Origin of the sequence: Virgibacillus indicus (assembly GCF_002266285.1) — a bacterium.
Taxonomy (GTDB): Bacteria; Bacillota; Bacilli; order Bacillales; family Amphibacillaceae; genus Virgibacillus_K; species Virgibacillus_K indicus.
On sequence record NZ_NPMS01000001.1, the window covers coordinates 835,713 to 861,450 of the forward strand.

General features: G+C 39.4%; 21 protein-coding genes. 2 read left to right on the plus strand and 19 right to left on the minus strand.

What is annotated here, in order from left to right:
• Nucleotides 1-96: 96 nt before the first annotated feature.
• From rsmB to CIL03_RS04320, 9 genes are all read right to left on the minus strand, one after another.
• Nucleotides 97-1,446 carry a 16S rRNA (cytosine(967)-C(5))-methyltransferase RsmB gene (rsmB, locus tag CIL03_RS04270; protein WP_094883963.1) on the minus strand — a complete coding sequence of 450 codons (1,350 nt, stop codon included), beginning with the start codon at nt 1,444-1,446 and terminating at the stop codon, nt 97-99.
• A 1-nt stretch (nt 1,447) separates the two neighbouring features.
• Entirely contained in the window at nt 1,448-2,386 is a 939-nt protein-coding gene (gene fmt, locus CIL03_RS04275; RefSeq protein WP_094883964.1) for a methionyl-tRNA formyltransferase, read from the minus strand.
• Nucleotides 2,387-2,768: 382 nt separating this feature from the next.
• Nucleotides 2,769-5,177, minus strand: a complete 2,409-nt coding sequence (priA, locus tag CIL03_RS04285) for a primosomal protein N' (protein WP_094883966.1) — start codon at nt 5,175-5,177, stop codon at nt 2,769-2,771.
• Nucleotides 5,177-6,382 carry a bifunctional phosphopantothenoylcysteine decarboxylase/phosphopantothenate--cysteine ligase CoaBC gene (gene coaBC, locus CIL03_RS04290; RefSeq protein ID WP_094883967.1) on the minus strand — a complete coding sequence of 402 codons (1,206 nt, stop codon included), beginning with the start codon at nt 6,380-6,382 and terminating at the stop codon, nt 5,177-5,179. The genes priA and coaBC overlap by 1 nt, the downstream gene beginning before the upstream one ends.
• 444 nt (nt 6,383-6,826) lie before the next feature.
• Nucleotides 6,827-7,024 (minus strand): DNA-directed RNA polymerase subunit omega, encoded by a 198-nt coding sequence (gene rpoZ / locus CIL03_RS04300; protein ID WP_094883969.1) that lies wholly within the window; start codon nt 7,022-7,024, stop codon nt 6,827-6,829.
• The gene (gmk, locus tag CIL03_RS04305; protein WP_094883970.1) at nt 7,021-7,641 is read right to left on the minus strand and encodes a guanylate kinase; all 621 of its coding nucleotides are present in this window, start codon (nt 7,639-7,641) and stop codon (nt 7,021-7,023) included. Before gmk ends, rpoZ begins: the two co-directional genes overlap by 4 nt.
• A gap of 34 nt (nt 7,642-7,675) precedes the next feature.
• Complete coding sequence (gene remA / locus CIL03_RS04310) at nt 7,676-7,936, minus strand: extracellular matrix/biofilm regulator RemA (protein WP_047981323.1); 261 nt, start codon at nt 7,934-7,936, stop codon at nt 7,676-7,678.
• Nucleotides 7,937-8,023: 87 nt separating this feature from the next.
• Nucleotides 8,024-8,905, minus strand: a complete 882-nt coding sequence (locus CIL03_RS04315) for a YicC/YloC family endoribonuclease (RefSeq protein WP_094883971.1) — start codon at nt 8,903-8,905, stop codon at nt 8,024-8,026.
• A 116-nt stretch (nt 8,906-9,021) separates the two neighbouring features.
• Nucleotides 9,022-11,676 (minus strand): cation-translocating P-type ATPase, encoded by a 2,655-nt coding sequence (locus CIL03_RS04320; protein WP_094883972.1) that lies wholly within the window; start codon nt 11,674-11,676, stop codon nt 9,022-9,024.
• Between the two features lie 123 nt (nt 11,677-11,799).
• Between CIL03_RS04320 and CIL03_RS04325 the strand changes: the two genes are divergently transcribed.
• Nucleotides 11,800-13,509, plus strand: a complete 1,710-nt coding sequence (locus CIL03_RS04325; RefSeq protein ID WP_094883973.1) for an Rqc2 family fibronectin-binding protein — start codon at nt 11,800-11,802, stop codon at nt 13,507-13,509.
• Nucleotides 13,510-13,562: 53 nt separating this feature from the next.
• Here the strand turns inward: CIL03_RS04325 and CIL03_RS04330 are convergent, their stop codons facing one another.
• A complete protein-coding gene (locus tag CIL03_RS04330; RefSeq protein WP_094883974.1) occupies nt 13,563-13,982 on the minus strand; it encodes an organic hydroperoxide resistance protein in 420 nt (139 codons plus the stop codon).
• Between the two features lie 61 nt (nt 13,983-14,043).
• Nucleotides 14,044-14,904 carry a LysR family transcriptional regulator gene (locus CIL03_RS04335; RefSeq protein ID WP_094883975.1) on the minus strand — a complete coding sequence of 287 codons (861 nt, stop codon included), beginning with the start codon at nt 14,902-14,904 and terminating at the stop codon, nt 14,044-14,046.
• A gap of 112 nt (nt 14,905-15,016) precedes the next feature.
• Between CIL03_RS04335 and CIL03_RS04340 the strand changes: the two genes are divergently transcribed.
• Nucleotides 15,017-15,781, plus strand: coding sequence for a class I SAM-dependent methyltransferase (locus CIL03_RS04340; protein ID WP_094883976.1), 765 nt, complete (start codon nt 15,017-15,019; stop codon nt 15,779-15,781).
• Between the two features lie 435 nt (nt 15,782-16,216).
• On the opposite strand, the gene pyrE is transcribed toward CIL03_RS04340, so the two are convergent.
• The 8 genes from pyrE to CIL03_RS04380 are packed head-to-tail and all read right to left on the minus strand — an operon-like array spanning nt 16,217 to nt 25,646.
• The gene (gene pyrE, locus CIL03_RS04345; protein WP_094883977.1) at nt 16,217-16,837 is read right to left on the minus strand and encodes an orotate phosphoribosyltransferase; all 621 of its coding nucleotides are present in this window, start codon (nt 16,835-16,837) and stop codon (nt 16,217-16,219) included.
• A complete protein-coding gene (pyrF, locus tag CIL03_RS04350; RefSeq protein ID WP_094883978.1) occupies nt 16,821-17,540 on the minus strand; it encodes an orotidine-5'-phosphate decarboxylase in 720 nt (239 codons plus the stop codon). The genes pyrE and pyrF overlap by 17 nt, the downstream gene beginning before the upstream one ends.
• Complete coding sequence (locus CIL03_RS04355) at nt 17,537-18,451, minus strand: dihydroorotate dehydrogenase (RefSeq protein ID WP_094883979.1); 915 nt, start codon at nt 18,449-18,451, stop codon at nt 17,537-17,539. The genes pyrF and CIL03_RS04355 overlap by 4 nt, the downstream gene beginning before the upstream one ends.
• Nucleotides 18,448-19,194 (minus strand): dihydroorotate dehydrogenase electron transfer subunit, encoded by a 747-nt coding sequence (locus tag CIL03_RS04360; protein WP_338061871.1) that lies wholly within the window; start codon nt 19,192-19,194, stop codon nt 18,448-18,450. The genes CIL03_RS04355 and CIL03_RS04360 overlap by 4 nt, the downstream gene beginning before the upstream one ends.
• The gene (gene carB, locus CIL03_RS04365; RefSeq protein WP_094883981.1) at nt 19,194-22,394 is read right to left on the minus strand and encodes a carbamoyl-phosphate synthase large subunit; all 3,201 of its coding nucleotides are present in this window, start codon (nt 22,392-22,394) and stop codon (nt 19,194-19,196) included. Before carB ends, CIL03_RS04360 begins: the two co-directional genes overlap by 1 nt.
• A complete protein-coding gene (locus tag CIL03_RS04370) occupies nt 22,387-23,481 on the minus strand; it encodes a carbamoyl phosphate synthase small subunit (RefSeq protein WP_206207663.1) in 1,095 nt (364 codons plus the stop codon). The genes carB and CIL03_RS04370 overlap by 8 nt, the downstream gene beginning before the upstream one ends.
• On the minus strand, nt 23,462-24,763 hold the full coding sequence (locus tag CIL03_RS04375; protein ID WP_094883983.1) for a dihydroorotase: 1,302 nt from the start codon (nt 24,761-24,763) through the stop codon (nt 23,462-23,464). Before CIL03_RS04375 ends, CIL03_RS04370 begins: the two co-directional genes overlap by 20 nt.
• The gene (locus CIL03_RS04380; protein WP_094883984.1) at nt 24,720-25,646 is read right to left on the minus strand and encodes an aspartate carbamoyltransferase catalytic subunit; all 927 of its coding nucleotides are present in this window, start codon (nt 25,644-25,646) and stop codon (nt 24,720-24,722) included. The genes CIL03_RS04375 and CIL03_RS04380 overlap by 44 nt, the downstream gene beginning before the upstream one ends.
• Nucleotides 25,647-25,738: the final 92 nt, after the last annotated feature.

Here is a 25,738-nt window from a genome sequence, read left to right on the forward strand (position 1 = left end):
ATATCCCCCCTTGAAAAACGCTTAGATCCATCAGATCATTCACTGTTTATCTACCTAAAGTATTGCACATTTTCACTGGAAAAAGAACAAAATTCTTCATTTTTTTCTAATCAATCTCGTCAGAAAAAAACCATCTGTTCCATAGTCCTGCGGGAATAGCTGCAATCCCATCTCTGTAATCCCCTGTGAAGCTTGCAGACTTTCCGGAAGTTCCTTAAAGAAAGCACTGTCAATATCAAAATTTTCGTTTCCTTCTATAAAACGTTGAACCACATTTTCATTTTCTTCCATATCCACAGTACAAGTACTGTATATCAATAAACCGTTTATCTTTAATAATGGTGCCACACTTTCCAGTATTTCAAGCTGTATACTCGAGAGCCTATGCACATCAGATTCCTGCTTGTGATATTTAATTTCAGGTTTCCCCCTGATGACACCAAGTCCAGAGCATGGTGCATCAACAAGAATACGATCAAAGCTTTCCTCTTTGTGAACGGATTGCAGCTTTCTTGCATCCATTGCATCGGCATTAATAATTGATAATGTAAGTCCTGCCGCTTTATCCTGAATTAATTTCACTTTCTTTTTATGGAGATCATATGCATGAATACTCCCCATATTATGCATTTTTTCGGCAATGTGAGTTGCCTTTCCTCCAGGGGCACTGCATGCATCCAGTACAACCATTTCAGGCTCTGCACGAAGCATTTCTGCAACGAGCATGGAGCTTTGATCCTGAATCGTCAGACAGCCATCTTTGAATAAATCCGATTTTAAAATATTCCCCTGTTCAATTAAGATTCCCTGTTCGGAAAAAAGGGACGGCTTCACACCAAATCCTTGGCTTGTTAAAAGCTCTATTGCATCATCGCGTTTAATCTTTAATGGCTGAACCCTGACTGCCATTACTTTTCGATTTAAATTTTCTTCACACATTTTCTTTGTGGTCTCATAGCCATATTCAGCTACCCAGCGTTCAACGATCCATTCCGGGTGGCTGGTTTCCACGGAAAGCCGCTTCGTATCGCTATTAATTTTGGAAGTATCAGGCACACCTTGCCGCTGGGCATTTCGAAGCAACCCATTTACGAAAGAAGATGTTCCCTTATGCCCTCGTTTTTTTGCTATTTCCACAGCCTCGTGAATGATTGCATGATCCGGGACTTTATCCAGAAATACCATTTGATACAGTGACATTCTCAAAAGCATTCTTACCCAGTCGTCCAGCTTTTTCTTTTGTGTAATGAAACTGTCGATATAATAGTCGAGTGTCAGCTTTCTTTGCATTGTTCCGTAGACGACCTCTGTCAGCAGTCCCTCATCCTTTGGATTTATTTTATTCTTTTTTATTGCGTTATCTATTACCAGATGGCTGAAACCGGTGTCTTTATCTATTCGCAGCAACAGATCCAAAATTGTATTTCTCAATTGTTTATCGCTCATATTATTCACCTAAAATTTCACCTATTTTTATTCGATCACTTGATCCTTTTAAATAATCTCCAACTTTCATTCTCTTTTTTCCGGCTGGCTGAATTTCTGTTATTCGAATTCCTTTTTTATTACCGCAGACCACAGTAAAATCATCAGAGCTTTTCTCTATAATTTCCCCGGGTCTTCCTTCATATTCAATCTCGTCAGGCTCTCCCCACCAAAGTTTCATGGTTTTCCCTTCATATGTGGTAAATGCAACCGGCCATGGATGGAGTCCCCGAATGTGATTATGGATAGCTGTATTGCTCCTTGTCCAATCTATTTTCTCCTGGTCTCTTTTGATATTTGCTGCAAAAGTCGCTTGTGTTTCATCCTGTTTTTCTGGTGTTATTTCATTAGCAAAAAGGGATGGCAGTGTTTCCATCAGGAGTTCTGCACCTGCTTCTGATAATTTATCATGCATCGAACCAACATGGTCTTCTGTCTCAATTGGTACAGATACTTGAGTTAAAATATCTCCCGCATCCAGTTTTTCCGCCATATACATGATGGTGATGCCTGTTTCCTTTTTACCCTGCATAATGGCATAATGAATTGGGGCACCACCCCTTAATTCAGGCAGCAATGATGCATGCACGTTTATACAGCCATATTCAGGGGTATCAAGCACTTCATTCGGGAGTAATTGACCATAAGCTGCGGTTACAATTAAATCTGGTTTAAGCTGCAGAATTTCTTCGTAATTGTCCTTTAATTTCTCCGGCTGGAAAACAGGAATGTTATGTTTATCAGCTTCTTCTTTCACCGGTGTAGGTGTGATAATCCGCTTTCTTCCTTTTGGCCTGTCAGGCTGTGTAACTACAAGTGATACTTTATATTCCGATTGAATTAATGCCTGCAAAACAGGAACAGAAAAATCAGGTGTTCCCATAAAAACAATTTTTTTCATTTTAATACCTGCCTTTTTTTTACACTTGATTAGAAAATATAAATTTTGTAGTGCTATTAATTCTTTAACTTAAACAGCCACGTCCAGCTCCAGCACCCAGCGACTAGCGAGACTTCCCTCACCTCGGGCCTACAGGATGTAGGTCAGTTCTACGTTGCCACAAAGGTTTTCGGTGGGACGAACCGTGCGCAGTCCCAGGACGTGGCGTTCTTAGTAGAACATCCTTCACTAAGTCAACATCGACTCCGGTGTTAAATGAGGGCCGACTAAAAACGGCTAAAGCCAACGTCGGCATACCCCTATTCAGGGGCATGTTTCCTGATATCTCCTACGGCTCAGTCCAGTCCGTACGTCGCTAAACGGGGTGCTTCCGCTTTTGTTTTTACATCAGATGATATGGCTGCATGTCTACCGTTATCTGTAAATCTTCTTTCCGCATTTCATCTTTAAAAATGTCCATGATTTTATTAATATAGCTTCGTAAGTCTGGTTCGTTTTTGTATTTTATCATGCATTGATAGCGATATCTATCTTTTATACGCGGTATTGGTGAAGGTGTTGGCCCTAATACTTTTGAGTCACTTTGTATATTTTTTAATAGCATCTGGACAATTTTTTGTGCTGTCTGCACTGCCTTTATTTTGTTTTCATGTGAAATTGTAAGTAAAGCCAAGAAGACATATGGCGGATACTGGAATGTTTTTCGCATTGCCATTTCTTTTAAATAAAAATCATTGAAATTATAATTGCTGGCAAGTTCTATACTGTAGTGGTCAGGTGTATACGTTTGAACAATTACTTCTCCTGAAAGTTCATGTCTGCCTGCACGTCCACTCACTTGTGTCAGCAGCTGGAATGTCTTTTCAGAAGATCGAAAATCCGGCAGGTGCAGCATGGAGTCCGCAGTTAAAACACCAACGAGTGTAACATTCTCAAAGTCAAGGCCTTTTGCGATCATCTGTGTACCTAGAAGAATATCAGCTTCTTTGTTTGCAAATTGAGTAAGCAGTTTCTCATGAGCACCTTTTCGACGAGTTGTATCGACATCCATTCGAATAACCCTTGCCTCAGGAATTAATTTCGCTAATGCCTCTTCCACCTTCTGTGTGCCTGTACCAAAATAGCGGATAAGGTCACTTGTGCATTCCGGACACTCTACCGGCATCGGCTCTTCGTAGGAACAGTAATGGCATTTTAACTGGCTGCTGTTTTTATGAAAGGTTAGGGCAATATCACAATGTGGACATTCCTTCACATGACCGCAATCCCTGCACATAACAAACGTTGAATAGCCACGTCTGTTCAGCAGCAGCACAATCTGTTCTCCTCTTTGTATACATTGCTCCACTCTCGTTTTCAATTTTCTGGAAAACATCGTGCGGTTCCCTGCATGAAGTTCATCTCTCATATCAATGATTTCTACTTCAGGCATTGCCTTTTCATTTGTCCGCTTGCTTAATGTTGCCAGTTTATATACTCCCTTTTGAGCTCTGGCATAAGATTCCAGTGTCGGTGTAGCACTTCCTAAAATAACTGGACACTGATGTGTTTCACCACGATGAATTGCTACATCACGTGCATGATAGCGTGGCTGATCTTCTTGCTTATATGAAGTTTCATGCTCTTCATCTATTATGATAATACCAATATTTTCAAACGGAGCAAAAATTGCCGACCTTGCACCAACAACCACCTGTACTTCTTTTCGCTGGATGCGCCTCCATTCATCATACTTTTCCCCTACGGATAATGCACTGTGCATAACCGCAACATTCGATCCAAATCTTCCCTTGAAACGCTTTACCATCTGTGGTGTAAGAGAAATTTCAGGTACAAGCACAATTGCTTCTTTTCCTTTATCTAAAACATCCTGAATTGACTGCAGGTATACCTCAGTCTTTCCGCTTCCAGTTACTCCATGCAATAGAAACACATCATGCTTTTCATTTGAAATATTCTCTTTAATAGGCAGAATTGCAGTTGTCTGTTCCTCAGTCAGCTCCAATGCAACAGTTCGGGCGAAAGCATCATCATCGTAAGGATTCCGGTAAACCTCCATCTGGAAAGATTCCAAAAGACCTTTGTCGATCAATGCTTTAACTGTACTGTCAGTAGTCTTTAATGCTTTTAATAATTGCTGTTTCGCTATAGCTTCCGGTTTTTCCAGAAAATATTGAAGCAGCAGCAGCTGTTTCTTTGCATTTTTGGATAAATCGTATATGGCTTCTTCCAGTAAATGAGGTGAGCGAGCTGGTTTAATCATGGTTACATGTTTTTTTGTAATTTTTGATTTCACGAGATAATCGATGGAAATATCGCCATCCTGCACGGCTTTTTGCAGCTGATAATAACTAATAGCTGACCCTTCAACCTCTTCATAGGCAATAATATCCCGTCCGGCAAATAGATTTTCAAACTCAGAAGAAAGCTCTGAATCTGTCATTCGAACAATTTCCTTGTTATATTGTGCTTTCATAACCTGTGGCAACATAGCTTGTAATGCTGTAATATACAAACTCAGCGTCTCATTTGCCAGCCATTTCCCCAAATCAAGCAACTCGGGTGTAAGCGCGGGAATCAGATCCAATACGTCAACAATCTCCTTTAATTTATCAAAAGAAGATTCTGATGACTTTCCTACAACAAACCCCATAATTTTTCTCGGTCCGAATGGAACAATGACCCTCATTCCTGTTTGCAGAATATCCTGGAATTTTTCCGGAACCAAATAGTCAAATGTCTGGTTAATAGAGCTAGCCGGGACATCGACAATAACCTTTGCTATATTCACTATTTATCATCCTTCATATCACGATCAATAAATTTCATTATTTTCTCAGCAACATCTCTTTTTCCTGCCAAAGCAACTTCATCCAACTGCTGATTTTTATTAACATATGTCACTATGTTTGTGTCTTCACCAAAACCTGCACCTTCTGTTGATACATTATTAATGACAATCGCATCCAGATTCTTATTTTCCAGTTTTTTCATGCCATACTCAATAGGGTTTGTGGTTTCCGCTGCAAAGCCTGCCAAAAACTGATTTGTTTTTTTCTCTCCTAGTGATTGCAGAATATCCTTTGTTCGTACCATTTCCACATTCCAATCGCCGTCCTGCTTTTTCATTTTTTGATCATAGACCTGTTTCGGGCGATAATCTGCAACTGCTGCTGCTTTAATCACAATATTACTTGAAGGAAAGAACTTGTGCATTTCATCATACATTTCTTCAGCAGTAGTCACATTGATCCGGTTTATCCGCTTATTGGAAACTTCCAATTCCGTTGGACCTGCAACAAGCGTTACCTCCGCCCCAAATTTTGCTGCTGCTTCCGCTAAAGCAATTCCCATTTTTCCTGATGATCTATTGGTGAAAAATCGGACCGGATCGATTTGTTCACGAGTTGGCCCTGCAGAGATCAGAACTTTCTTTCCTGAGAACAGTTTATTATCATACTGATGATTCTTAACAGCCTTAATGATACTTTCAGGTTCTTCCAGCCTTCCTTTTCCAACATATCCGCAGGCAAGGTAGCCATCACCTGGTTCGATAAAATGGTATCCCCATTCTTCCAGCTGCTTCATATTTTTCATAACAGCAGGATGGGCATACATATGAACATTCATTGCCGGGGCTATATATACATCTGCTTGGGTTGCGAGCATAGTTGTAGAAAGCATATCATCAGCAATGCCATTTGAAACTTTACCAATTATATTGGCAGTTGCCGGAGCAATGAGAACAATATCTGCCCAATCTGCCAAGTCAATATGAGCAATCTTTGCTGGATCTTTTTCATCAAATGTATCGGTGTAAACAGGATTTCTGGATAATGCCTGGAATGTCAGCGGAGGAACAAATTTAGCAGCACTCTCTGTCATTATTACTTTTACGTTGGCACCCTGCTGTGTTAATTTACTTGTCAAGGCACATGCCTTATATACTGCAATGCCGCCTGATACTCCCAATAAAATGTTTTTACCTGCTACCATTTATTTGACTCCTCTCAGTTTCTAATTTTTCAAAAGGAAATATTACTTTTATAAACATTTTTTAGAAAATAGCTCTTTTTTAAAAAAATGATACAATTTAGCCTGACTTTCGAACGTCCACTTAAAGTCATTCATGCTCTAGTTTATTTATATCATATTTCAGGCATAACATCTTCCCGGAAAGGCTGTATATATATAAAAAGTCCCTCGCAAACAAAGCGAGGGACTTTTTCATGAGGTAAGAAAGTATAAAGAATTGTCAGTAGTAAATTCTTGGACATAAACAGCCACGTCCAGCTCCAGCGCCCAGCGACTAGCGAGACTTCCCTCACCTTCGTACGATAAGTCAACATCGGCTCCTTACGGTCGCCGTGTTTCCTTTATCTCCTACGGCTCAGTCCAGTCCGTACGTCACTAAACGGGCGCTTACGCTTTTGCTCGTTATTAATCTTCTGCAACAAATAATTTTTCCTGTTGTATTTCCTCCAAAGCCATACCTACGTACTTTTCTGACTTCGGATTTTCCACTAATACTTTTTTTGTTTCGCTCAATTCTCTTGCTCGTCTTGCTGATAATGTTACAAGAGTATATTTTGAGCTGATTTTTTCCTGAAGTTCATCAATTGAGGGTTCTAACATCATTCCATCTCATCCTCCAATAATTTTTTGTATTGCTTTTCTATCCGTTCCCGTTTTAAATGCTCACTCTGAATAATGGACTGCACTTTTGACACTGCAAGCTCGACTTGATCATTTACCACGACGTAGTCATAAGCATCCATCATTTCGATCTCTTTTCTGGCCTCTTTTAAGCGATTTAAAACTAATTCGGTTGTCTCCGTACCTCTGTTAACAATGCGATTCTTTAACTCTACCAGGCTTGGCGGAAAAAGAAAAATAAATACACCTTCCGGAAAATTTTCTTTCACCTGCAACGCTCCCTGTACTTCTATTTCCAGGAAAACATCATGACCTGCAGCAAGCGTCTCTTCAACATATGCCCTTGGTGTACCATAATAATTATTTACATACTTTGCATATTCCAGGAGCTGACCCTGTTCGACCAGTTCTTCAAATTCCTCTTTTGATTTATAAAAATAATCAATGCCGTCTGTCTCTCCGGTACGCCTATTCCTGGTAGTCATCGAAATGGAATACTTTAAATCCGGCTTTCTGTTAAAAAGTTCTTTTCTTACAGTTCCTTTCCCTACACCAGACGGACCTGAAAGAATAAATAATATACCCTTCTCTTCAATCAATATATTTCCTCCTATTTCAGATCAAGCAGAATTCCTACTCATCCGAGATCTCATCATGACTCAGCACCCGCTGACCGACCGTTTCCGGCTGAACTGCAGATAACACAACATGGTCACTGTCCGTGATAATAACAGCTCTTGTCCGTCTGCCGTATGTTGCATCTACTAATTTATTGTTATCCCTTGCTACAGTAATAATTCTTTTGATTGGAGCTGATTCCGGTGACACAATGGAAATCACCCGATTAGCAGAAACAACATTTCCAAATCCTATATTAATTAATTGTAAACCCAAAATGACGCCCCCTATACATACTTAAAACCTACACTTCTATATATAATATATTTATTATAAATACAAACCTGCAAAAAACTCAAATGTTTATTCAATATTTTGCACTTGTTCCTTAATTTTTTCAATCTCACCCTTCAGTAAAACCGTGCTTTCACTTATTTCAGGATCCGTTGATTTTGAACCAATTGTATTTGTTTCCCGATGCATTTCCTGAGCAATAAAGTCGAGTTTCCGGCCGATAACACCGCCGTTGTTAATAGTTTCTGAAAAATGTTCCAAATGGCTTAACAGTCGAGTTATTTCTTCAGTGATATCTCCCTTTTCTGCCAAGAGTACGATTTCCTGATGCAAACGGGCATCATCCACCAGATCCAGATCTGCAATTTGAGCTTCGACTCTTTTTTTAATTCTCTCACGATATGCTTCTACTGCATATTCGCGCCTTTCACTCAGAAGTGAAACGGTATTCTTGATCTTCTGCATTCGTTTTTCAAGATCACACTGCAGGAAACCCCCTTCTTCCTTCCGCATTTCAAGAACCTGTTCACAAGCTTGTTCCGTATTTTTTAAAACAAGATCCTTTAAATTATCCGGTTGATCTTCTATTTCCTGTACAGTAATCATTTCTGGAAAAGAAGTCAGTAATGTAACCGGGATGTCACCAGCAAGACTATAACGGTCTTTGACTTCACTTATTTGCTGAATAAACTGATCCATTAACTCCCAATCCGTAATCAGCTTCTTTTGAACAAAGCCCTCCCCTTCTATTCCAATATAAACTTCTACCCTGCCACGTTCAAAATAAGAATTTATGATTCTCTTGATTTTATCTTCGAGGAATAGAAATGTCCTGGGGATTTTGACGGAGAAGTCCAAATAGCGGTGGTTTACACTTCTTATTTCAACTGTTATTACAGTATTACCTAAATTCTCCTGAGATCTGCCAAAGCCAGTCATACTTATTGCCATTTTGTTCACATCCAATACGTACAGTTAAATAATTACCACAATATCTTATTATATCAATGTTTTGGCAAAATAGAAAACCCGAAATACGATTGAACTATATTTCGGGTCTGCAAATTTTATTTTTTTGTGAAACCAAACAGTACAGTTGGCAATGCGCTCATTGCAATGATAAGCATCCAATCTCTTACACCTAAAAACGTTGTATGGAAAATCGGCTGCAATGGCTCCCAGTAAATAACAACCAATAATAGCAGCAAGGAAGAAATTACAGCTAATAACAGATACACATTCTCAAAAGGATTTCTTGAAAATATTGAATGTTCACTGCGACAGTCAAAAACATGTATTAACTGTGCCATTACTAAAGTGGTGAATGCTACAGTTTGTCCATAAATCAGGTTGTCGGGATTATTTTGATAAGTAACCATAAAGGCAATCAATGTTACAATACCAATCAAGATTCCCCGGCTGATAATTTTATAGCCCAGTCCCCTGGCAAACACACCTTCTCTTGGGTTCCTGGGACTTCTTTTCATTACATCACCCTCAGATTTATCCAGTCCCAGCGCCATTGCAGGAAGACCATCTGTAACCAGATTCACCCATAATATCTGTACAGGTACCAAAGGCAATGGAAGTGCCAAAAGCATTGCAAACAGCATAACCAGTATTTCTCCGACATTGGAGGCGAGTAAATACCTGATAAATTTCCGGATATTTTCATATATATTTCTTCCTTCCTGAATAGCTGATTTAATTGTTGCGAAATTATCATCCATTAAAATTAAGGAGGAAGCCTCTTTCGTTACATCCGTTCCATTAATCCCCATACTGATCCCGATATCGCTTGCCTTTATTGCCGGAGCATCATTGACACCATCCCCGGTCATTGCCACAATATGCCCCTTTTCCTGAAATGCTTTTACGATTTTCAGTTTATGTTCAGGGGTTACTCTGGCGAATACATAAGTATCCTCAATAACATCTTCAAGTTCATTCATGGACATTTGATTTAATTGATAACCCTCTACAACCAGTCCATTTTCTGGAAGCAGGTTTAAATTTTTCGCAATCGCCCTTGCAGTCTTCACATGATCTCCTGTAATCATAACGGTTTTAATTCCAGCTTGTCTGCATTCCTCAATGGCGGATTTGACTTCTTTTCTGGGTGGATCTATCATTCCGAATAATCCGATAATTGTTAAATCTTTTTCCAGAAAAGCTGAATCAAGAGGCACATCCCTGGAGATTGGTTTCATTCCGATTGCTATTGTTCTAAGTGCTTTATCTGCCATGCTGTTAATTGCCTGATTAAATTCATTCTTATCATTTTCCTTCAGCAGTTTCCTTCCATTCGTGTCAATAAAATAGGAGGATCTTGGCAGAAGCACATCCGGAGCTCCTTTTGTTATCATAAATCGCATATTATTTTCATCTTCCACTATTACACTCATACGTTTTCGATCAGAATCAAATGGAAGCTCTTTAATTACTTGAAATTTTTTACCAGTTACTGCCTTTAATCCAATTTTCCTTGCTGCAACTAGAAGCGCACCGTCTGTCGGGTCACCATCTATATAGTATTTTCCTTTTTTCACATTCAGTGAGGCGTTATTGCAAAGCATGCCATATAAAAGCATCGACTCCAGATTTGGCAGACTTGGATCCACTTTTTCCTTATTTAGAAAGTAATCACCCCGTATGTCATACCCATCACCTGTCACATACAAATGCTCTCCGTTGAGGTAAATCTCTTTAACTGTCATTTGGTTTTCGGTCATTGTTCCTGTCTTATCCGAGCAGATTACAGAAGCACAGCCTAAGGTTTCAACAGCTGATAATTTTCGAACGATTGCTTTTTTTCTTATCATGCGCTGTACACCTAACGAAAGGGCAACTGTCACGATAGCAGGCAGCCCCTCAGGTATTGCTGCTACTGCAAGGGAAACCCCTGCAAGAAACATATTGTATATCGGATGACCCTGAAGGACCCCTAGTGCTACAACCACAGCTGTTAAAAATAAGGCAACAGCTATTAAAATTTTTCCAAGCTCTGCCAGTTTGCGTTCCAATGGTGTAATTGCTTTTTTCGTGCTTACCATCAGTGATGCAATTTGTCCCATAACGGTATTCATACCTGTTCCAACTACAATTCCGACACCGGATCCCCTAGTCACTAATGTTCCCATAAAGCCCATATTGATCTGATCCTGTGCATCAAGACTATCTGTAACTATTGCTGTAGCATGTTTCATCACAGGCAGTGATTCTCCTGTAAGTGCTGATTCCTCTGTTTCCATACTGTTAGATTTTACAATCCGGATATCTGCAGGAACACGGTCACCACTTGAAACTTTTATAATATCGCCAACAACAACTTCCTTTGAAAGTATTTTTTCCCATCTTTCCTCCCTGAGCACCGTTGCCATTGGTGCAGATAGTTCTTTAAGTTTGTCCAATGATTTCTCAGCCTTCTGTTCCTGAAAAAAACCGATGAAACCATTTACCAGCACAATGACCATGATTGCTATTGCATCAATAAACTCTCCCAGGAGACCAGCAATTAATGTTGCCGCAAGCAGTACCAGGACCATAAAATCCTGAAATTGCTTTAAAAATATCAGCCACTTGGATATGTTTTTTTGACTTTCTAGAACGTTTTGGCCATATTGCTTCCGGCGCTCATCTACCTGTTTTGAAGTAAGTCCTCTGTTTGTTGTTACATGTAGCTTTTGTTCGACACGGTCTACATCTAATTGATACCATCTCATCTGCGCATTCCTCCAAATTAGCTGCTTTTCCATTACGTTTGTAAAATCCTCTTTTATACTTCTTATGAAAATCTATGCAGTCTAGTCCAAAAAAATGCTATAATTGCGCATGAGGTGATTCTAATGCCATTTGATGGTATTGTTACACGAGCAGTAACTGAGGAAATAAAAGAAGAACTAATCCCGGGAAAAATAACAAAAATTTATCAGCCAACAGAGACAGAGCTGGTTTTCACCATACGCAGCCAGGGGAAAAATCATACATTATTATTATCAATTCACCCAACGTATGCCCGATTTCACTTGACTGAGGATAAATACACAAATCCAAAAGAGCCTCCCATGTTTTGTATGGTACTGCGCAAGCATCTATCAGGGGCTGTGATTGAACAGATTGAACAACACGGGATGGAAAGAATCGTAACATTCTCTATTAAAACGAGAAATGAGATAGGTGATACAACTTATAAAACTTTAGTGATTGAGTTAATGGGTAAGCATAGTAATGTAATGCTGATAGATAAAGAAAAAGGACATATCATCGACAGCTTAAAGCATGTATCTGTATCCCAGAACCGGTATCGCACCATAATGCCCGGTCATGATTATAAACTCCCTCCAATGCAGGATAAGTTAAATCCGCTTGAGATTGATGGAGAATCATTTATAAAAAAACTAGACTTTAATGCTGGTAAAATCGACACTCAGATTGTCAGTATGCTGGTCGGTTTCTCACCATTTATCGCAAAAGAACTTGTAAGCCGTGCGAATCTTGGATCTCCCGATTTCTATATGAAGAAATTTCTTGAAATTCAGGATCAGCTAAACAACAAACAGTTTACCCCGGCTATTTACCAGAACCATAAGGAAGATTTTCATGTACTTACAATTACATCCTTTATAGGAGATAAAGAACTATTTTCAGCAACAAATTCGATGCTGGATCAGTTCTATTCAGGAAAAGCAGAACGGGATCGTGTAAAGCAGCAAGCAAAGGATTTATACCGTTTTCTAAAAAATGAAAGAGATAAAAATGAGCGGAAGATGAAAAAGCATAAGAAAACTATAAAAAAAGCTGAGGGTGCTGAGCGTTTTCAAAAACTCGGTGAATTGCTTACTGCACATATGCATCTGGTGAAACAGGGAGATTCATCTGTAACGGTTCTCGATTATTATGATCCGGAGCAAAATGAGTTAACAATTGAATTAAATACGCATAAATCTCCAAGCGAGAATGCACAGGGGTTCTATAAAACCTATCAAAAATTAAAGACATCAAAACGGGTTATTGAAAAAGAGATAATGAAAACACAAGAGGAAATTAATTATTTGGAACAGTTAATGCAGCAAATAGATGTTGCAAGTGTTGAGGATATAGAAGAGATTCGTCAGGAACTTCGCGAGGAAGGGTACTTAAAGAAGCAATCAAAAAAAGGAAAACTGAAAAATAAACCAAAAAAACCTGTACCTGAAGAATACATAGCTACAGATGGCACACCAATATTTGTAGGTAAAAACAACAAACAAAATGAATATGTAACAACAAAGCTTGCCCATCGTGACGATATATGGCTTCATACAAAGGATATACCTGGTTCCCATGTAATTATCCGTTCTAAGAATCCGAGTGAGGAAACATTGGCTGAGGCTGCTAAGATCGCAGCATATTTCAGCAAATCACAAGCCTCCTCTGCTGTTCCAGTTGACTATACGAAGGTCCGCCATGTAAAAAAACCGAATGGGGCGAAACCGGGTTTTGTTATTTATGATAATCAGAAAACATTATTTGTTACACCAGACAAAAAACTGACCGAACTGCTAAAAAAGAAATAAAGAAGAAGCGGATGATAATGTCGTAGTACTGACAATATCATCCGCTATATTATTTAAACCGCCTTTGGATTCAGTTTTACTTCTATATTTCCTCTTGTTGCTTTCGAGTAAGGGCAAAATTGATGTGCAGCTTCTGCCAGTTCTTCCGCTTCCTCCGGGCTGACTCCTTCGATATTGATGTTTAATGTAACACCAATCTTAAACCCATTATCTTCTGGATCTTTCATGAAACTAACTTCTGCAGTAGTCTCAGAGTCAATCTTCTTATTTTGCTCACCCGCAACATGGCTTAATGCTCCATCATAACAAGCGGCATAACCAGCGGCAAAAAGTTGTTCAGGGTTGGAACCTTTATCTTTTTTGTTTGCTGCACGATTCACCAGATTCAGATCAATCAGCCCGTCATCTGATTTAACATGGCCTTCTCGCCCATTTTTCGCTGTTGCTTTTGAAGTAAACAGAACTTCACTCATCATAACACTCCTTTAAAGTATGTCCTGCTTTTGGTCTTCCCAAATAAAACAGATCTAAACATTAAAGAAAGGTCCGGTTTGTTAAAACTTGGATAAATTGATCAACCTGCGGGAGTTTCCTTGCACCTTCCTGAAAACAAACCCAGGTATCTCTTGTTACCAGTTGATTCTCAAGCTTTAGGGGAATATGAGGGTACTCTTCTTTCATGGAATCGGAAACACTTTCAGGCAGTACTGCCATTCCTATTCCCTGTTTCATAAACTGCTTGCATGTCTCAATTTGGTCAACCGTAATTGTCCTTAATGGTTTTATCTCATCTTGATGATGATATAGCCAGTTATCCACAAGCTCATGCATACTGTCATCACTACTGAATGAGATCAGCGGACGTTCTTTTAATTGACCTTCAGGAAATGGCTCAGTATCAAAAATGTATAAAGGATCATCAAACAATCGGATGCTTGTGCTTTCCTTCAGCTTTTCTCCTCGAATGATACAAACATGATAATTTTTATGATTCCGTTTAATGTCTTCACTAATTCCTGTCACCAGGTCGATGGCAACTTTTGGGAAATCTGAGGTAAACTCCCCTAAAATCGCCGGAAGAAAACGCTGGCTTACCAACGAAGAACAGGCAATGGATAAGGTGCCCTGCACCTCTTTGCTAGACTCAGCAATTTTATTTTTTATTGCCTCTTCTCTCAGGCAAACTGCTCTTGCATGCTCTAAAATCATTTCACCACTTGGAGTCAGACGCAACTGTTTCGGTGTACGAATAAAAATATCTTGACCAAAATATTCCTCAATATATTTAAGACGCTGTGTAACTGCCGGCTGTGAAATTAATATCGCTTTTGCTGTTCCACGAATTGTTCCAATTTCATTCAATTTTAATAATAATTCATAGTCATCTATTTTCATTATAATTTTTCCTCTATTCAGATAAGTAATTGTTATTACTTTCAATTATATAATAGTATTTTACTTATTGCATTAATAAACATAGTATATTATTAAGAAGGGAGATACGATTATGAAGGAGAAAGATCATGTTCAAGAAGTATTTTCAAAAAGTAAAGAAAAATATGTATCAAGCAGTACCCATTCCAACGGTAGTGACCTGCCTTTATTAATAAAATGGTTGAGCCCAGAGCCAAATATGACGGTTCTTGATATAGCAACAGGTGGTGGTCATGTTGCTAAGCGGTTATCACCGTATGTAGAAAGGGTAATTGCTGCTGATTTAACAAAAGATATGCTGGAAAACACTGCTTCTCATTTATCGCTTTATAAGAATATAGATTATATCATTGCAGATGCAGAAAACTTACCCTTTCTGGACCATACCTTTGATACTATAACCTGCAGAATTGCTGCACATCATTTCCCGAATCCGGAAAAATTCATTAGCGAAGTACAACGTGTTCTAAAGTACGATGGGGAATTTCTGCTAATTGATAATATCGCTTCCGAAAACCCACTTTATAGTAACTTTATTAACAAACTGGAAAAAGAGCGGGATTACAGCCATGTACGCTCACTTAAAATTTCTGAATGGAAAAAGCTTTTAAATGAGAATAATTTAATCATCACTGATAACCAAGAAAGAAAGAAAACACTGCCATTTGAGGAATGGATAAACAGAACATTGGATTATGAAGAAGATAAAGTAAAAATTAGCAAATTTATATTAAATGCATCAAACGAAATAAAAAATTATTTCAATATACAAATTGAAAACAACATTATTCAATCTTTCACCATTGATGAATGGATGGTTCTATGTAAAAAGAAATGACTCTTTTGTTAAGGCTGTTTTCTATAAAATAGTTGTTTTTGACAAGAAATCTATAGACTGTGACATAATAACTATTGGCTATAAGTATTTTCTATAATCGCCGTCCGGGATCGCTACGGGCGGATGCTTTCCGCGGGCACGGCCTCAGCCTCCTCGAGAAAACCACTCTGCGGGGTCTTCGGACTCGTGCTATTCCCGCAGGAGTCACCGCCCTTCGCTCACCCGAACTGGTTAGTGGTTTGATGTTTGTATATTTAATGATAATACAGTTCATCGGTAGTAACCTGAATACTAGCGGAGGAAATACGCTAAGACTCCTGCGGGAAAGCGAAGTGTATTTCCGCAGCGGCGGCTCAATTACCATTTAAAGTTATGGCGTAGTTTACATCAACTGCAAAGTTTAAAAAGCAACAAAATTAACGAAATGACCCTTTTTCAAAGGTCATTTCTCCATGCTAATAATTCACTTTTTTCCTGATTGCTGATTTTGCCATCTTCAACTAAAGCATCAATTAACTGGTCAAAACTTGTAATGGTTTGAAATGGAATATTTATGCCAGAAAATTGCTGGATAGATTTCTTCAGACCATACGTAAAAATCGCCAAAACACCTAACACGTTTGCACCTTCCATTTGTAAAGCTTCAGCGGAGGCAATGGATGAACCTCCAGTTGATATAAGATCTTCAATCACAAGAACACGAGCATTTTCAGCAAATTCCCCTTCAATCTGATTGCCTTTCCCGTGGCCTTTTGGCTTTGAACGGACATATACCATAGGTAAACTCAAGCTGTCAGCCAGCCATGCTGCGTGTGGAATGCCAGCAGTTGCACAGCCTGCAATAACCTCTGGCTTTTCATCCATTTCGTTGATAATCTCAACAAATGCGGAAGTTATTTTTTTACGAATCTCCGGATAAGACATCGTAAGTCTGTTATCACAATAGATTGGTGATTTGATGCCGGAGGTCCAGGTAAAGTAGTTTTCTTGACTTGGATTAATTTGTACAGCCTTTATTTTTAACAAATCTCTTGAAAGATCACTTGATAATCCCATCTGTTTCCCACTCCTTCACTGCCTGCTGATATGCTTCATATGGATTTTCCGCTTTTGTGATACTTCTTCCAATCACCAGAAAATCTGCTCCATTTTTCCGTGCAAACCCAGGTGTAGCCACTCGTTTCTGATCATCATTTCCTGATTGCTGCAGTCGGATACCAGGTGTTACTGTTGAAAATGCTATCCCGCATGCGTCTTTAATTTTCTGAGCTTCATGTACCGAACAGACAACTCCATCTGCTCCACTTTGTTTAGCCAGGTTCGCAAAGTGAACTGTGTTTTTCTCCAGTTCACCCGGTAATAATATTTCCTGATTCATTGTCTCGTTATCCATGGATGTTAATATGGTTACAGCAATGAGCTTTGTCTGATGGCTGCTGTTTGAACCACTTTCCAGTCCTTCTTTTGCCCTTTTAATCATTTCGCTTCCGCCCAGTGCATGGACATTTACCATATCCACTTCTAAATTTGCAAGATTGCTCATTGCCTTCATCACGGTTGTTGGAATATCATGCAGTTTTAAGTCAAGAAAGACTGGATGATTGTTTTCTTTAAGGTTTTCAATTACCCGGGGACCTTCTCTGTAAAATAATTCCATGCCTACCTTTACTGGTATTTCATGCAATCCATTCTCAGAAAGAAATTGCCTGGATTCTTCCCATGTAGGAAAATCGAGTGCAATATAAATAGATTTACTCATTCAACAATCCCCTTTCCTACGGCATCCTGAACGGAACCAAAGCCGTATTTGTTTAATACACCTGGTAACTCATCAATAATTTCCGGACAGATAAATGGATTCTGGAAATTTGCTGTTCCGACAGCAACCGCATTTGCACCCGCCAATAAAAACTCCAGCACATCCTCAGCATTCGAAATCCCGCCCATACCGATAATTGGGATAGAGACATGCTGTTTAACCTCATAAATCATTCGAATCGCAATTGGTTTAACCGCTGGACCGGATAAACCTCCTGTTTTATTTGCTAATAATGGACGTTTGCTTGGTAAGTGTATCTGCATTCCTGCTAATGTGTTAATCATAGACAATCCATCAGCACCAGCAGCTTCCACCGCCTTTGCCATTGTAATAATATCAGAAACATTTGGCGAAAGTTTGACATAGACAGGCAGATTATTGGCTTGTTTTACCCTTTCAGTTACCTTTGCTGCCATGAACGGATCTGTTCCGAATTGACTTCCGCCTTCTTTAACATTGGGACAGGAAATGTTTAATTCAAGTGCATGAACCTGATTGGTCTGATTAAAGGTTTTAGCAACCAATTCATATTCTTCTATTGTACTTCCAGCGACATTTGCAATTAGCTTCGTATCATAGTCTGCCAGAAATGGCACCTCTGTTTCGATAATCTTTTCCACACCAGGGTTTTGCAGACCAATAGCATTGAGCATTCCAGAAGACGTTTCAGCAACACGCGGAACATGATTTCCAAAACGCTCACTTCCAGTAGCAGCCTTCATGATCACTGCTCCGAGTTTTCCCAGATCGTAAAACTCACTGTACTCACGGCCGAACCCAAAACATCCGGAAGCTGGCATCACTGGATTTTTCAATTGCAATCCTGGCAAATTAACAGCTAAATTTGTCATAGCATTACCTCCTGTGCAGAGAATACCGGACCGTCTTTACAGATTTTTTTGTAGCCGCCTTGGGTATCCGTAGGGATTACACAGGCAAAGCAAGCGCCAACGCCGCAGCCCATTCGTTCTTCCAGTGATATAAAACCTTGTTTATGCTTCAGAGCTGCAGTAATTGCCTCAAGCATTGGCACTGGGCCACAAGAATAATACCGGTCAAAATCATCTGTTAATTCAAGAACGTCTGTAACATACCCTTCATATCCATAGGTCCCGTCATTTGTAACGATATACGTTTCACCAAGATTCCGGAACTTTTGCTCATAAAAGACGCTGTCAGCTGTTTGAAATCCTAGTATTGAAATAATCTTTGTTCCTCGTTCAGCTAATGTTTTACCAAGATTGTACAGTGGTGGAACACCAATACCGCCACCGATAAGAAGGACAGTTGCATCATCTTGAATTGGAAAGCCATTCCCATTTGGTCCAAGTACATTCAATATCATTCCAGCTTGATAGCTTGATAGATGTCTGGTACCTGAACCAATTATTTTAAATAGAATTGTTACAGATTCTTCTTGTTTATTTACATCCGCTATGGATATTGGCCTTCTGAGCGTATGTCCATCCACACCAACATGAAGAAATTGTCCTGGTACTGCTGTTTGGCTGATATAGCTGTTTTTAAGCACCATTTCAATCGTATCCAGTGCTACGGAGTTCACAGACATTATTTGCATTTTTTCATTTTTCATTATTGAACAACTGCCTTTTTATTTGTCATTGCTTTTGCACTGAATGTAGTTGAATCAATTACATTTAAAATTGCATTTGCTGTGTCCAGATTTGTCAGGCAGGCTATTCCGTGCTCCACTGTTTCTCTGCGGATTTTAAAACCATCTGATCTTGGCTTCTTCCCTGAATTCAGCGTATTCACTACAAATTGCACATTTCCATTTTCAATAACAGAAAGCACATTTGGCTCAGAGGATCCAATTTTTGCTACTTCGGTTACTGGTATTCCTGATTTTCTTACATATGCAGCAGTTCCCTTCGTTGCATACAGCTGGAAGCCCAGCTGGTGAAAACGGTCTGCAATTTCCAGTACTTCTTCTTTATCTTTGTCAGCAACAGTTAGAAGAACAGCACCTTCCTGGGGAATCGATAATCCTGAAGCTACTAACCCTTTGTACAAAGCTTTTTCCAATGTCTTGTCATGGCCGATAGCTTCCCCGGTGGATTTCATTTCCGGACCGAGAATTGTATCAACACTTCTTAATTTTTCAAATGAAAATACAGGGATTTTCACAGATACATCCTTGTTCTCAGGTAATATACCAGTTTGATAGCCTAGATTTGCCAGCTTTGTACCTAAAATACATTTCGTAGCAATATTCGCCATCGTTACACCTGTTATCTTGCTCAGGAATGGAATCGTCCGGCTTGCTCTTGGGTTTACTTCCAGTACATATACATCATCATTCCGAATGATGAACTGAATATTGATTAAACCTTTCACATGTAATGCGTTCGAAATAAGTTCTGCTGCATCCATACATTTCTGTTTTACATTTTCACTGATTCTTTGTGGAGGGTAAACCGCAATGGAATCCCCTGAGTGGACTCCTGAACGCTCAATATGTTCCATAATTCCAGGTACGATTGTTGTTTCCCCATCACTGATTGCATCCACTTCCACTTCAATTCCAGTGATATATTTATCTATTAATATAGGATGTTCATTATCTGTGTTATTTGATTTTGCCAGATATGCATGCAATTCTTCATCATCATACACAATTTCCATTCTGCTCCCGCCTATTACATAGGACGGGCGAACCAATACAGGATAACCAATCCCGCTAGCAACATTGATTGCTTCATCAAGATTAAGAACAGCTTTTCCTTTTGGACGCAGTAAGTTTAACTCCTCTAACAAAACTTCAAATTTATCGCGATCTTCAGCACGGTCAATTGCTTCAAGTTCTGTACCTAATATTTTAACACCTCTGCGCTGAAGACCTGATGCTAGATTGATTGCAGTTTGTCCGCCAAATTGAACGATGACCCCCTCTGGTTTCTCTAATTCAACCACATGCATGACATCTTCCAGTGTCAGCGGTTCAAAATAAAGCTTGTCGGAAATACTGAAATCTGTTGAAACAGTTTCCGGATTATTATTCATAATAATCGCTTCATAGCCCATTTCTTTAATGGCAAGTACCGAATGAACTGTTGCATAATCGAATTCAATACCCTGACCGATACGGATTGGACCTGAGCCTAATACCAGAATTTTTTTACGATCAGTTGCAACAGATTCATTTTCTTCTTCGTATGTACTGTAAAAGTAAGGTGTTTCTGATTCAAATTCTGCAGCACATGTATCAACCATTTTAAATACCGGATGAATATTTTCTTTATTTCTCAGTTCATATATTTCATCTATAGAAACATTCCAAAGTCTGGCAAGCTGTGAATCAGGCATGCCTGCCGCTTTCGCTTGTATTAACAATTCAATGGAAAATTTATTATCGATCAACTCTTTTTCCAATTGAATAAGCTTCTTAAATTTCATCAAGAAGAAGCGGTCAATTTTTGTCAGATTAAACAAATGATCAACGGGCATTCCTCTGCGCAAGGCTTCTGCTAAAATGAAAACTCTTTCATCATCGGCTTTTTTCATGCGTTCTACCAGATCTTCATCAGATTGTTCTCCAAGATTATTTAACCAAAGCTCTTCTGTGCCTATGTCGAGTGAACGAATACCTTTCAGCAGTGACTCTTCAAAATTTCGTCCAATCGACATAATTTCCCCTGTTGCCTTCATCTGTGTTCCAAGACTGCGGTCACCTGTAACGAATTTATCAAACGGAAAACGTGGGAGTTTTGTTACTACATAATCCAATGTTGGCTCAAACAGAGCATAGGTTGTGCCGGTAATTGGGTTAATTATTTCATCCAATGTTAAACCAACAGCAATTTTGGCTGCCATTTTAGCTATTGGATATCCTGTTGCCTTTGATGCCAATGCTGAAGACCTGCTAACCCGCGGGTTTACTTCGATAATATAATAATTGAAGCTGTTTGGGTCCAGAGCAAGCTGGACATTGCACCCACCCTCAATCTCAAGTGCACGGATAATTTTAAGTGATGCATTTCGCAGCATCTGGGCTTCGCGATCACTTAATGTCTGTGTTGGGGCTACAACTATGGAATCCCCTGTATGAATTCCTACCGGATCAACATTTTCCATATTACAAACAACAATGGCCTGATCCTTTTTATCACGCATCACTTCATATTCAATTTCCTTATATCCTGCAATATTTTTCTCTATCAGGCATTGCTTGACTGGAGAAAGTGATAACCCGCTTGCAGTAATCGTCCTTAATTCTTCTTCCGTATAGCACATGCCGCCACCTGTACCACCAAGGGTATATGCCGGCCGGACTATCAGCGGATAACCTATTTCATCTGCAAAATCACATGCTTCCTGTACGGAGTTAACAATTTGGCTGTCAGGTACAGGCTCATTCAACTCATTCATAAGATCTCTGAACTTTTCACGGTCTTCAGCTTTTTGAATAGCAGTTAGGGAGGTTCCTAATAGATCTACATTATATTCCTCAAGAATGCCTGTTTGCTCAAGTGCGACTGCCAGATTAAGACCAGTTTGCCCCCCAAGTGTTGGCAGCAGCGCATCAGGCTGTTCTTTTCGAATAATCTTTGTTAAAAATTCCACGGTTAATGGCTCCATATAAACCTTGTCTGCTACAGTCTGGTCTGTCATGATTGTAGCCGGGTTGGAGTTTGCCAGCACAACATTATAACCTTCTTCCATCAATGCCTGACATGCTTGTGTACCAGAGTAGTCGAATTCTGCAGCTTGCCCGATAATAATTGGACCTGATCCAATGACAAGGATTTTCTCAATAGCTGTATTTTTAGGCATTTACCTGCACCTCTTTTTCTTTTTGTGTTTGTTTAATCATGTGTAAAAAGTCATCAAAAAGATAATTCGTATCCTCCGGCCCTGGTGAGCTTTCCGGATGGTACTGTACGGAAAATGCCGCGAATTTTTTATGGTTTATTCCTTGTACGCTGCCATCATTTAATGACTGCTGAATTAATTCAAGATCTGTATTGATAAGTGAATCCTTTATTACTGTATAGCTATGGTTTTGTGATGTAAGATAAGATTTGTCTGTCCGGATATCTTTTACCGGATAATTGCCCCCACTTTGTCCAAATTTCATTTTTTCAGTATCTGCTCCACATGCCAATGCCAGAAGCTGATGCCCTAAGCAAACACCAAATACAGGAACTTTCCCTAAAACGGTTCGAATCATTTCGATAGCCTCCGGTACATCCTTTGGATCCCCCGGGCCATTTGTAAGCATAATTCCATCAGGCTTTAATCTTAAAATACTTTCTGCACTATAGTTGTATGGAACAACGGTAACGTGACAGTTCCTTTTGGTTAACTCCCTGAGAATTCCGTGCTTCATTCCAAAGTCAACCAGGACAATCCGTTTGCCACGTCCAGGAACAACATATGGCTTAACAGCAGATACCTGTTTTACCAAATCTGTTTTAACCGGAAGATTCCGCAAGATCTTTGCTATTTCTTCCAATGGTTCTCCTTCATCGGCAATCATTGCATTCATGCTTCCATAGCTGCGGATAATTTTTGTCAGCTTTCTTGTATCAATTCCCGATATACCCGGTATATTATTTGCTTTTAAATAGCTGTCAAGACTTTCTTCATTTCGAAAATTGGAAGGATATTCGGCCGTTTCTTTTACAATAAATCCATGAATAGATGGGGTTACCGTTTCAAAGTCATCTCTGTTTATTCCATAGTTGCCTATGAGCGGGTATGTCATCATGACTATTTTTCCGCAATTGGAAGGATTGGTTATAACCTCCTGATAGCCAGTCATTCCAGTGTTAAAAACTAATTCTCCGGTTATTGTTTGATTGCTTCCAAACCCTTCCCCGGTAAATACTGTTCCATTTTCAAGAATTAATTGCCGCATATTTATTGTAATCCTCCTTGTAAACTACTTTGCCTTCTGCGATTGTCATTACAGGCAAGCCTGTGATATTCCAGTCATGAAAAGGTGTGTTTTTTCCTTTTGAATAAAAGCTTTCTTTATCAATTACTGATTCTTTTTCCAAATTAACCAATGTAATATCAGCAATTGCCCCTTCTTCCAATCTACCAAACGGTAAATTAAAAACTTGTGCTGGTCTGACTGTCATCCAGTCAACTAATTGATGGAGAGTGATTTTATTTTTTAATACAAGATTTGTATACAGCAATGGAAATGCTGTTTCCAATCCGACAATGCCAAATGGGGCGTTTAGAAATCCTTGATTCTTTTCATTCTCAGCATGTGGTGCATGATCTGTTGCGATGAAATCAATTGTTCCATCAAGCAAACCTTCCATCAGAGCTTCCTGGTCTTCCTTAGCCCTTAGTGGCGGATTCATTTTGAAATTTGCATCATTTTCAGTAATATCCTCTTCATTCATTAATAAATGGTGCGGTGTAACCTCTGCTGTTACATTTATTCCGGCTCTCTTTGCGTCGCGTATTACCCGGACAGATTCTTTTGTACTCACATGACAGACGTGGTAATGACAACCTGCTGCTTCAGCCAATAATACATCTCTTGCTATCTGTACGGATTCGCTCAATGAGGGAATGCCTGGCAGATCAAGCAGCTCACTGACCTTTCCATCATGCGCTACGCCACCGTACACGATTGAATTATCTTCGCAGTGTGCTACAATTGCCTTTCCCGATGCAGCAGCTTCCTTCATTGCGCGAAGCATAAAGTCAGCAGTTTGAATCCCAACACCGTCATCGGTAAATGCAAATATCCCACTTTCAGCAAGCTCGGAAATATTTGTCAGTTCTTCACCCTTCAGGCCTTTTGTAATCGCGGCATAAGGCAGAACACGCACAACTGCATCTTGATTTATCTTTTCAAAAAGTGCTTTTACTGTTGCTGCATTATCAGGAACCGGATTCGTATTTGGCATGGAACAAACAGTTGTATATCCCCCTCGGGCAGCTGCTTTTGTACCAGTTTGTATAGTCTCCTTATGTTCACCGCCTGGCTCACGTAAATGAATATGAACATCAATGAATCCCGGTAAAAGCAGATTCCCATTACAATCAATCACTTCATCTGCTTCTGATGAAATAACAGAAGCTATTTTTATTATTTTATTTTCGTTTATAAGTACTTCACATTTTTCCATTTTATTAGTTGGCAGCAAGCGTTTTGCGTTTTTCAAAAGCTGTTTCATTTCGAATCCCCCACTCGTTTAGTATTTTAGATATGATTGCCATCCTTATATAAACACCATTGGACATTTGTTTAAAGATTCTCGATCGTTCGCATTCTACCAAATCAGAATCTATTTCAACGCCCCGGTTAACAGGAGCAGGGTGAAGAATAATAGCATGCGGCCTCATTCGTTTTTCACGTTCCTTTGTTAATCCGTAATTCGCAAGGTAATTTTCAGTGCCTGTCAGCTGCCCATCATGCCTTTCATGCTGGATGCGCAGGAGCATGACAACATCACAGGTTTCTGCGGCTTCATCCATTGAGATGTAAGGGAAATCCATTGTTTCATCCACATATCCCGGAGCAGCACTCAGGTAAACAGTTGCACCCATTTTTTTAAGCACCATGGCATTTGAATGAGCTACACGACTATGTTTTATGTCACCTGCAATTACGACCTTCAATCCTTTAAAGCGATTATATTCCTGATAAATGGTAAGCAAATCAAGCAAACATTGAGTTGGATGCTCTTTTTTCCCGGCACCTGCATTGATAATTGGTACATTTACTTTTGAATCAAGTTCTTCAATCCATGCATCCGCTTCATGACGGATGACAACTAGATCAGCACCGATGGATTCAAATGTTTTAACCGTATCGTACAATGTTTCCCCTTTTTGTGTACTGGAGGCCTCTGAATGAAAATCCAATATTTCCAGTCCCAGTTTTTTTTCTGCAACGGTGAAGCTATTTTTTGTCCGAGTGCTTGGCTCAAAAAATAGATTTGCTGCAAATAATTGTCTATTAAATTGAAAGTTATTATTCTGATAGTATTCAGCCGTTTTCATTATGGAAAATATTTCGCTTTCCGAAAGCTGGTTTACAGAAATAAAATGTCGCATGCTTTCCTGCCTCCTTGATAGTTTTTTAACCGCAATTTTTCTTCATTGTAATAAAAAACCTCCCTGCATAAGGCTGCAGGGAGGTATACGTG

Bases quoted from the DNA above. Each gene is read 5' to 3' on its own strand.
- rsmB (WP_094883963.1), bottom strand. From the start codon at position 1,446: ATGAGCGATAAACAATTGAGAAATACAATTTTGGATCTGTTGCTGCGA.
- fmt (WP_094883964.1), bottom strand. From the start codon at position 2,386: ATGAAAAAAATTGTTTTTATGGGAACACCTGATTTTTCTGTTCCTGTT.
- coaBC (WP_094883967.1), bottom strand. From the start codon at position 6,382: ATGGTAGCAGGTAAAAACATTTTATTGGGAGTATCAGGCGGCATTGCA.
- rpoZ (WP_094883969.1), bottom strand. From the start codon at position 7,024: ATGATGTTAGAACCCTCAATTGATGAACTTCAGGAAAAAATCAGCTCA.
- CIL03_RS04315 (WP_094883971.1), bottom strand. From the start codon at position 8,905: ATGGCAATAAGTATGACTGGCTTTGGCAGATCTCAGGAGAATTTAGGT.
- CIL03_RS04320 (WP_094883972.1), bottom strand. From the start codon at position 11,676: ATGAGATGGTATCAATTAGATGTAGACCGTGTCGAACAAAAGCTACAT.
- CIL03_RS04325 (WP_094883973.1), top strand. From the start codon at position 11,800: ATGCCATTTGATGGTATTGTTACACGAGCAGTAACTGAGGAAATAAAA.
- CIL03_RS04330 (WP_094883974.1), bottom strand. From the start codon at position 13,982: ATGAGTGAAGTTCTGTTTACTTCAAAAGCAACAGCGAAAAATGGGCGA.
- CIL03_RS04335 (WP_094883975.1), bottom strand. From the start codon at position 14,904: ATGAAAATAGATGACTATGAATTATTATTAAAATTGAATGAAATTGGA.
- CIL03_RS04340 (WP_094883976.1), top strand. From the start codon at position 15,017: ATGAAGGAGAAAGATCATGTTCAAGAAGTATTTTCAAAAAGTAAAGAA.
- pyrE (WP_094883977.1), bottom strand. From the start codon at position 16,837: ATGGGATTATCAAGTGATCTTTCAAGAGATTTGTTAAAAATAAAGGCT.
- pyrF (WP_094883978.1), bottom strand. From the start codon at position 17,540: ATGAGTAAATCTATTTATATTGCACTCGATTTTCCTACATGGGAAGAA.
- CIL03_RS04355 (WP_094883979.1), bottom strand. From the start codon at position 18,451: ATGACAAATTTAGCTGTTAATTTGCCAGGATTGCAATTGAAAAATCCA.
- CIL03_RS04360 (WP_338061871.1), bottom strand. From the start codon at position 19,194: ATGAAAAATGAAAAAATGCAAATAATGTCTGTGAACTCCGTAGCACTG.
- carB (WP_094883981.1), bottom strand. From the start codon at position 22,394: ATGCCTAAAAATACAGCTATTGAGAAAATCCTTGTCATTGGATCAGGT.
- CIL03_RS04370 (WP_206207663.1), bottom strand. From the start codon at position 23,481: ATGCGGCAATTAATTCTTGAAAATGGAACAGTATTTACCGGGGAAGGG.
- CIL03_RS04375 (WP_094883983.1), bottom strand. From the start codon at position 24,763: ATGAAACAGCTTTTGAAAAACGCAAAACGCTTGCTGCCAACTAATAAA.
- CIL03_RS04380 (WP_094883984.1), bottom strand. From the start codon at position 25,646: ATGCGACATTTTATTTCTGTAAACCAGCTTTCGGAAAGCGAAATATTT.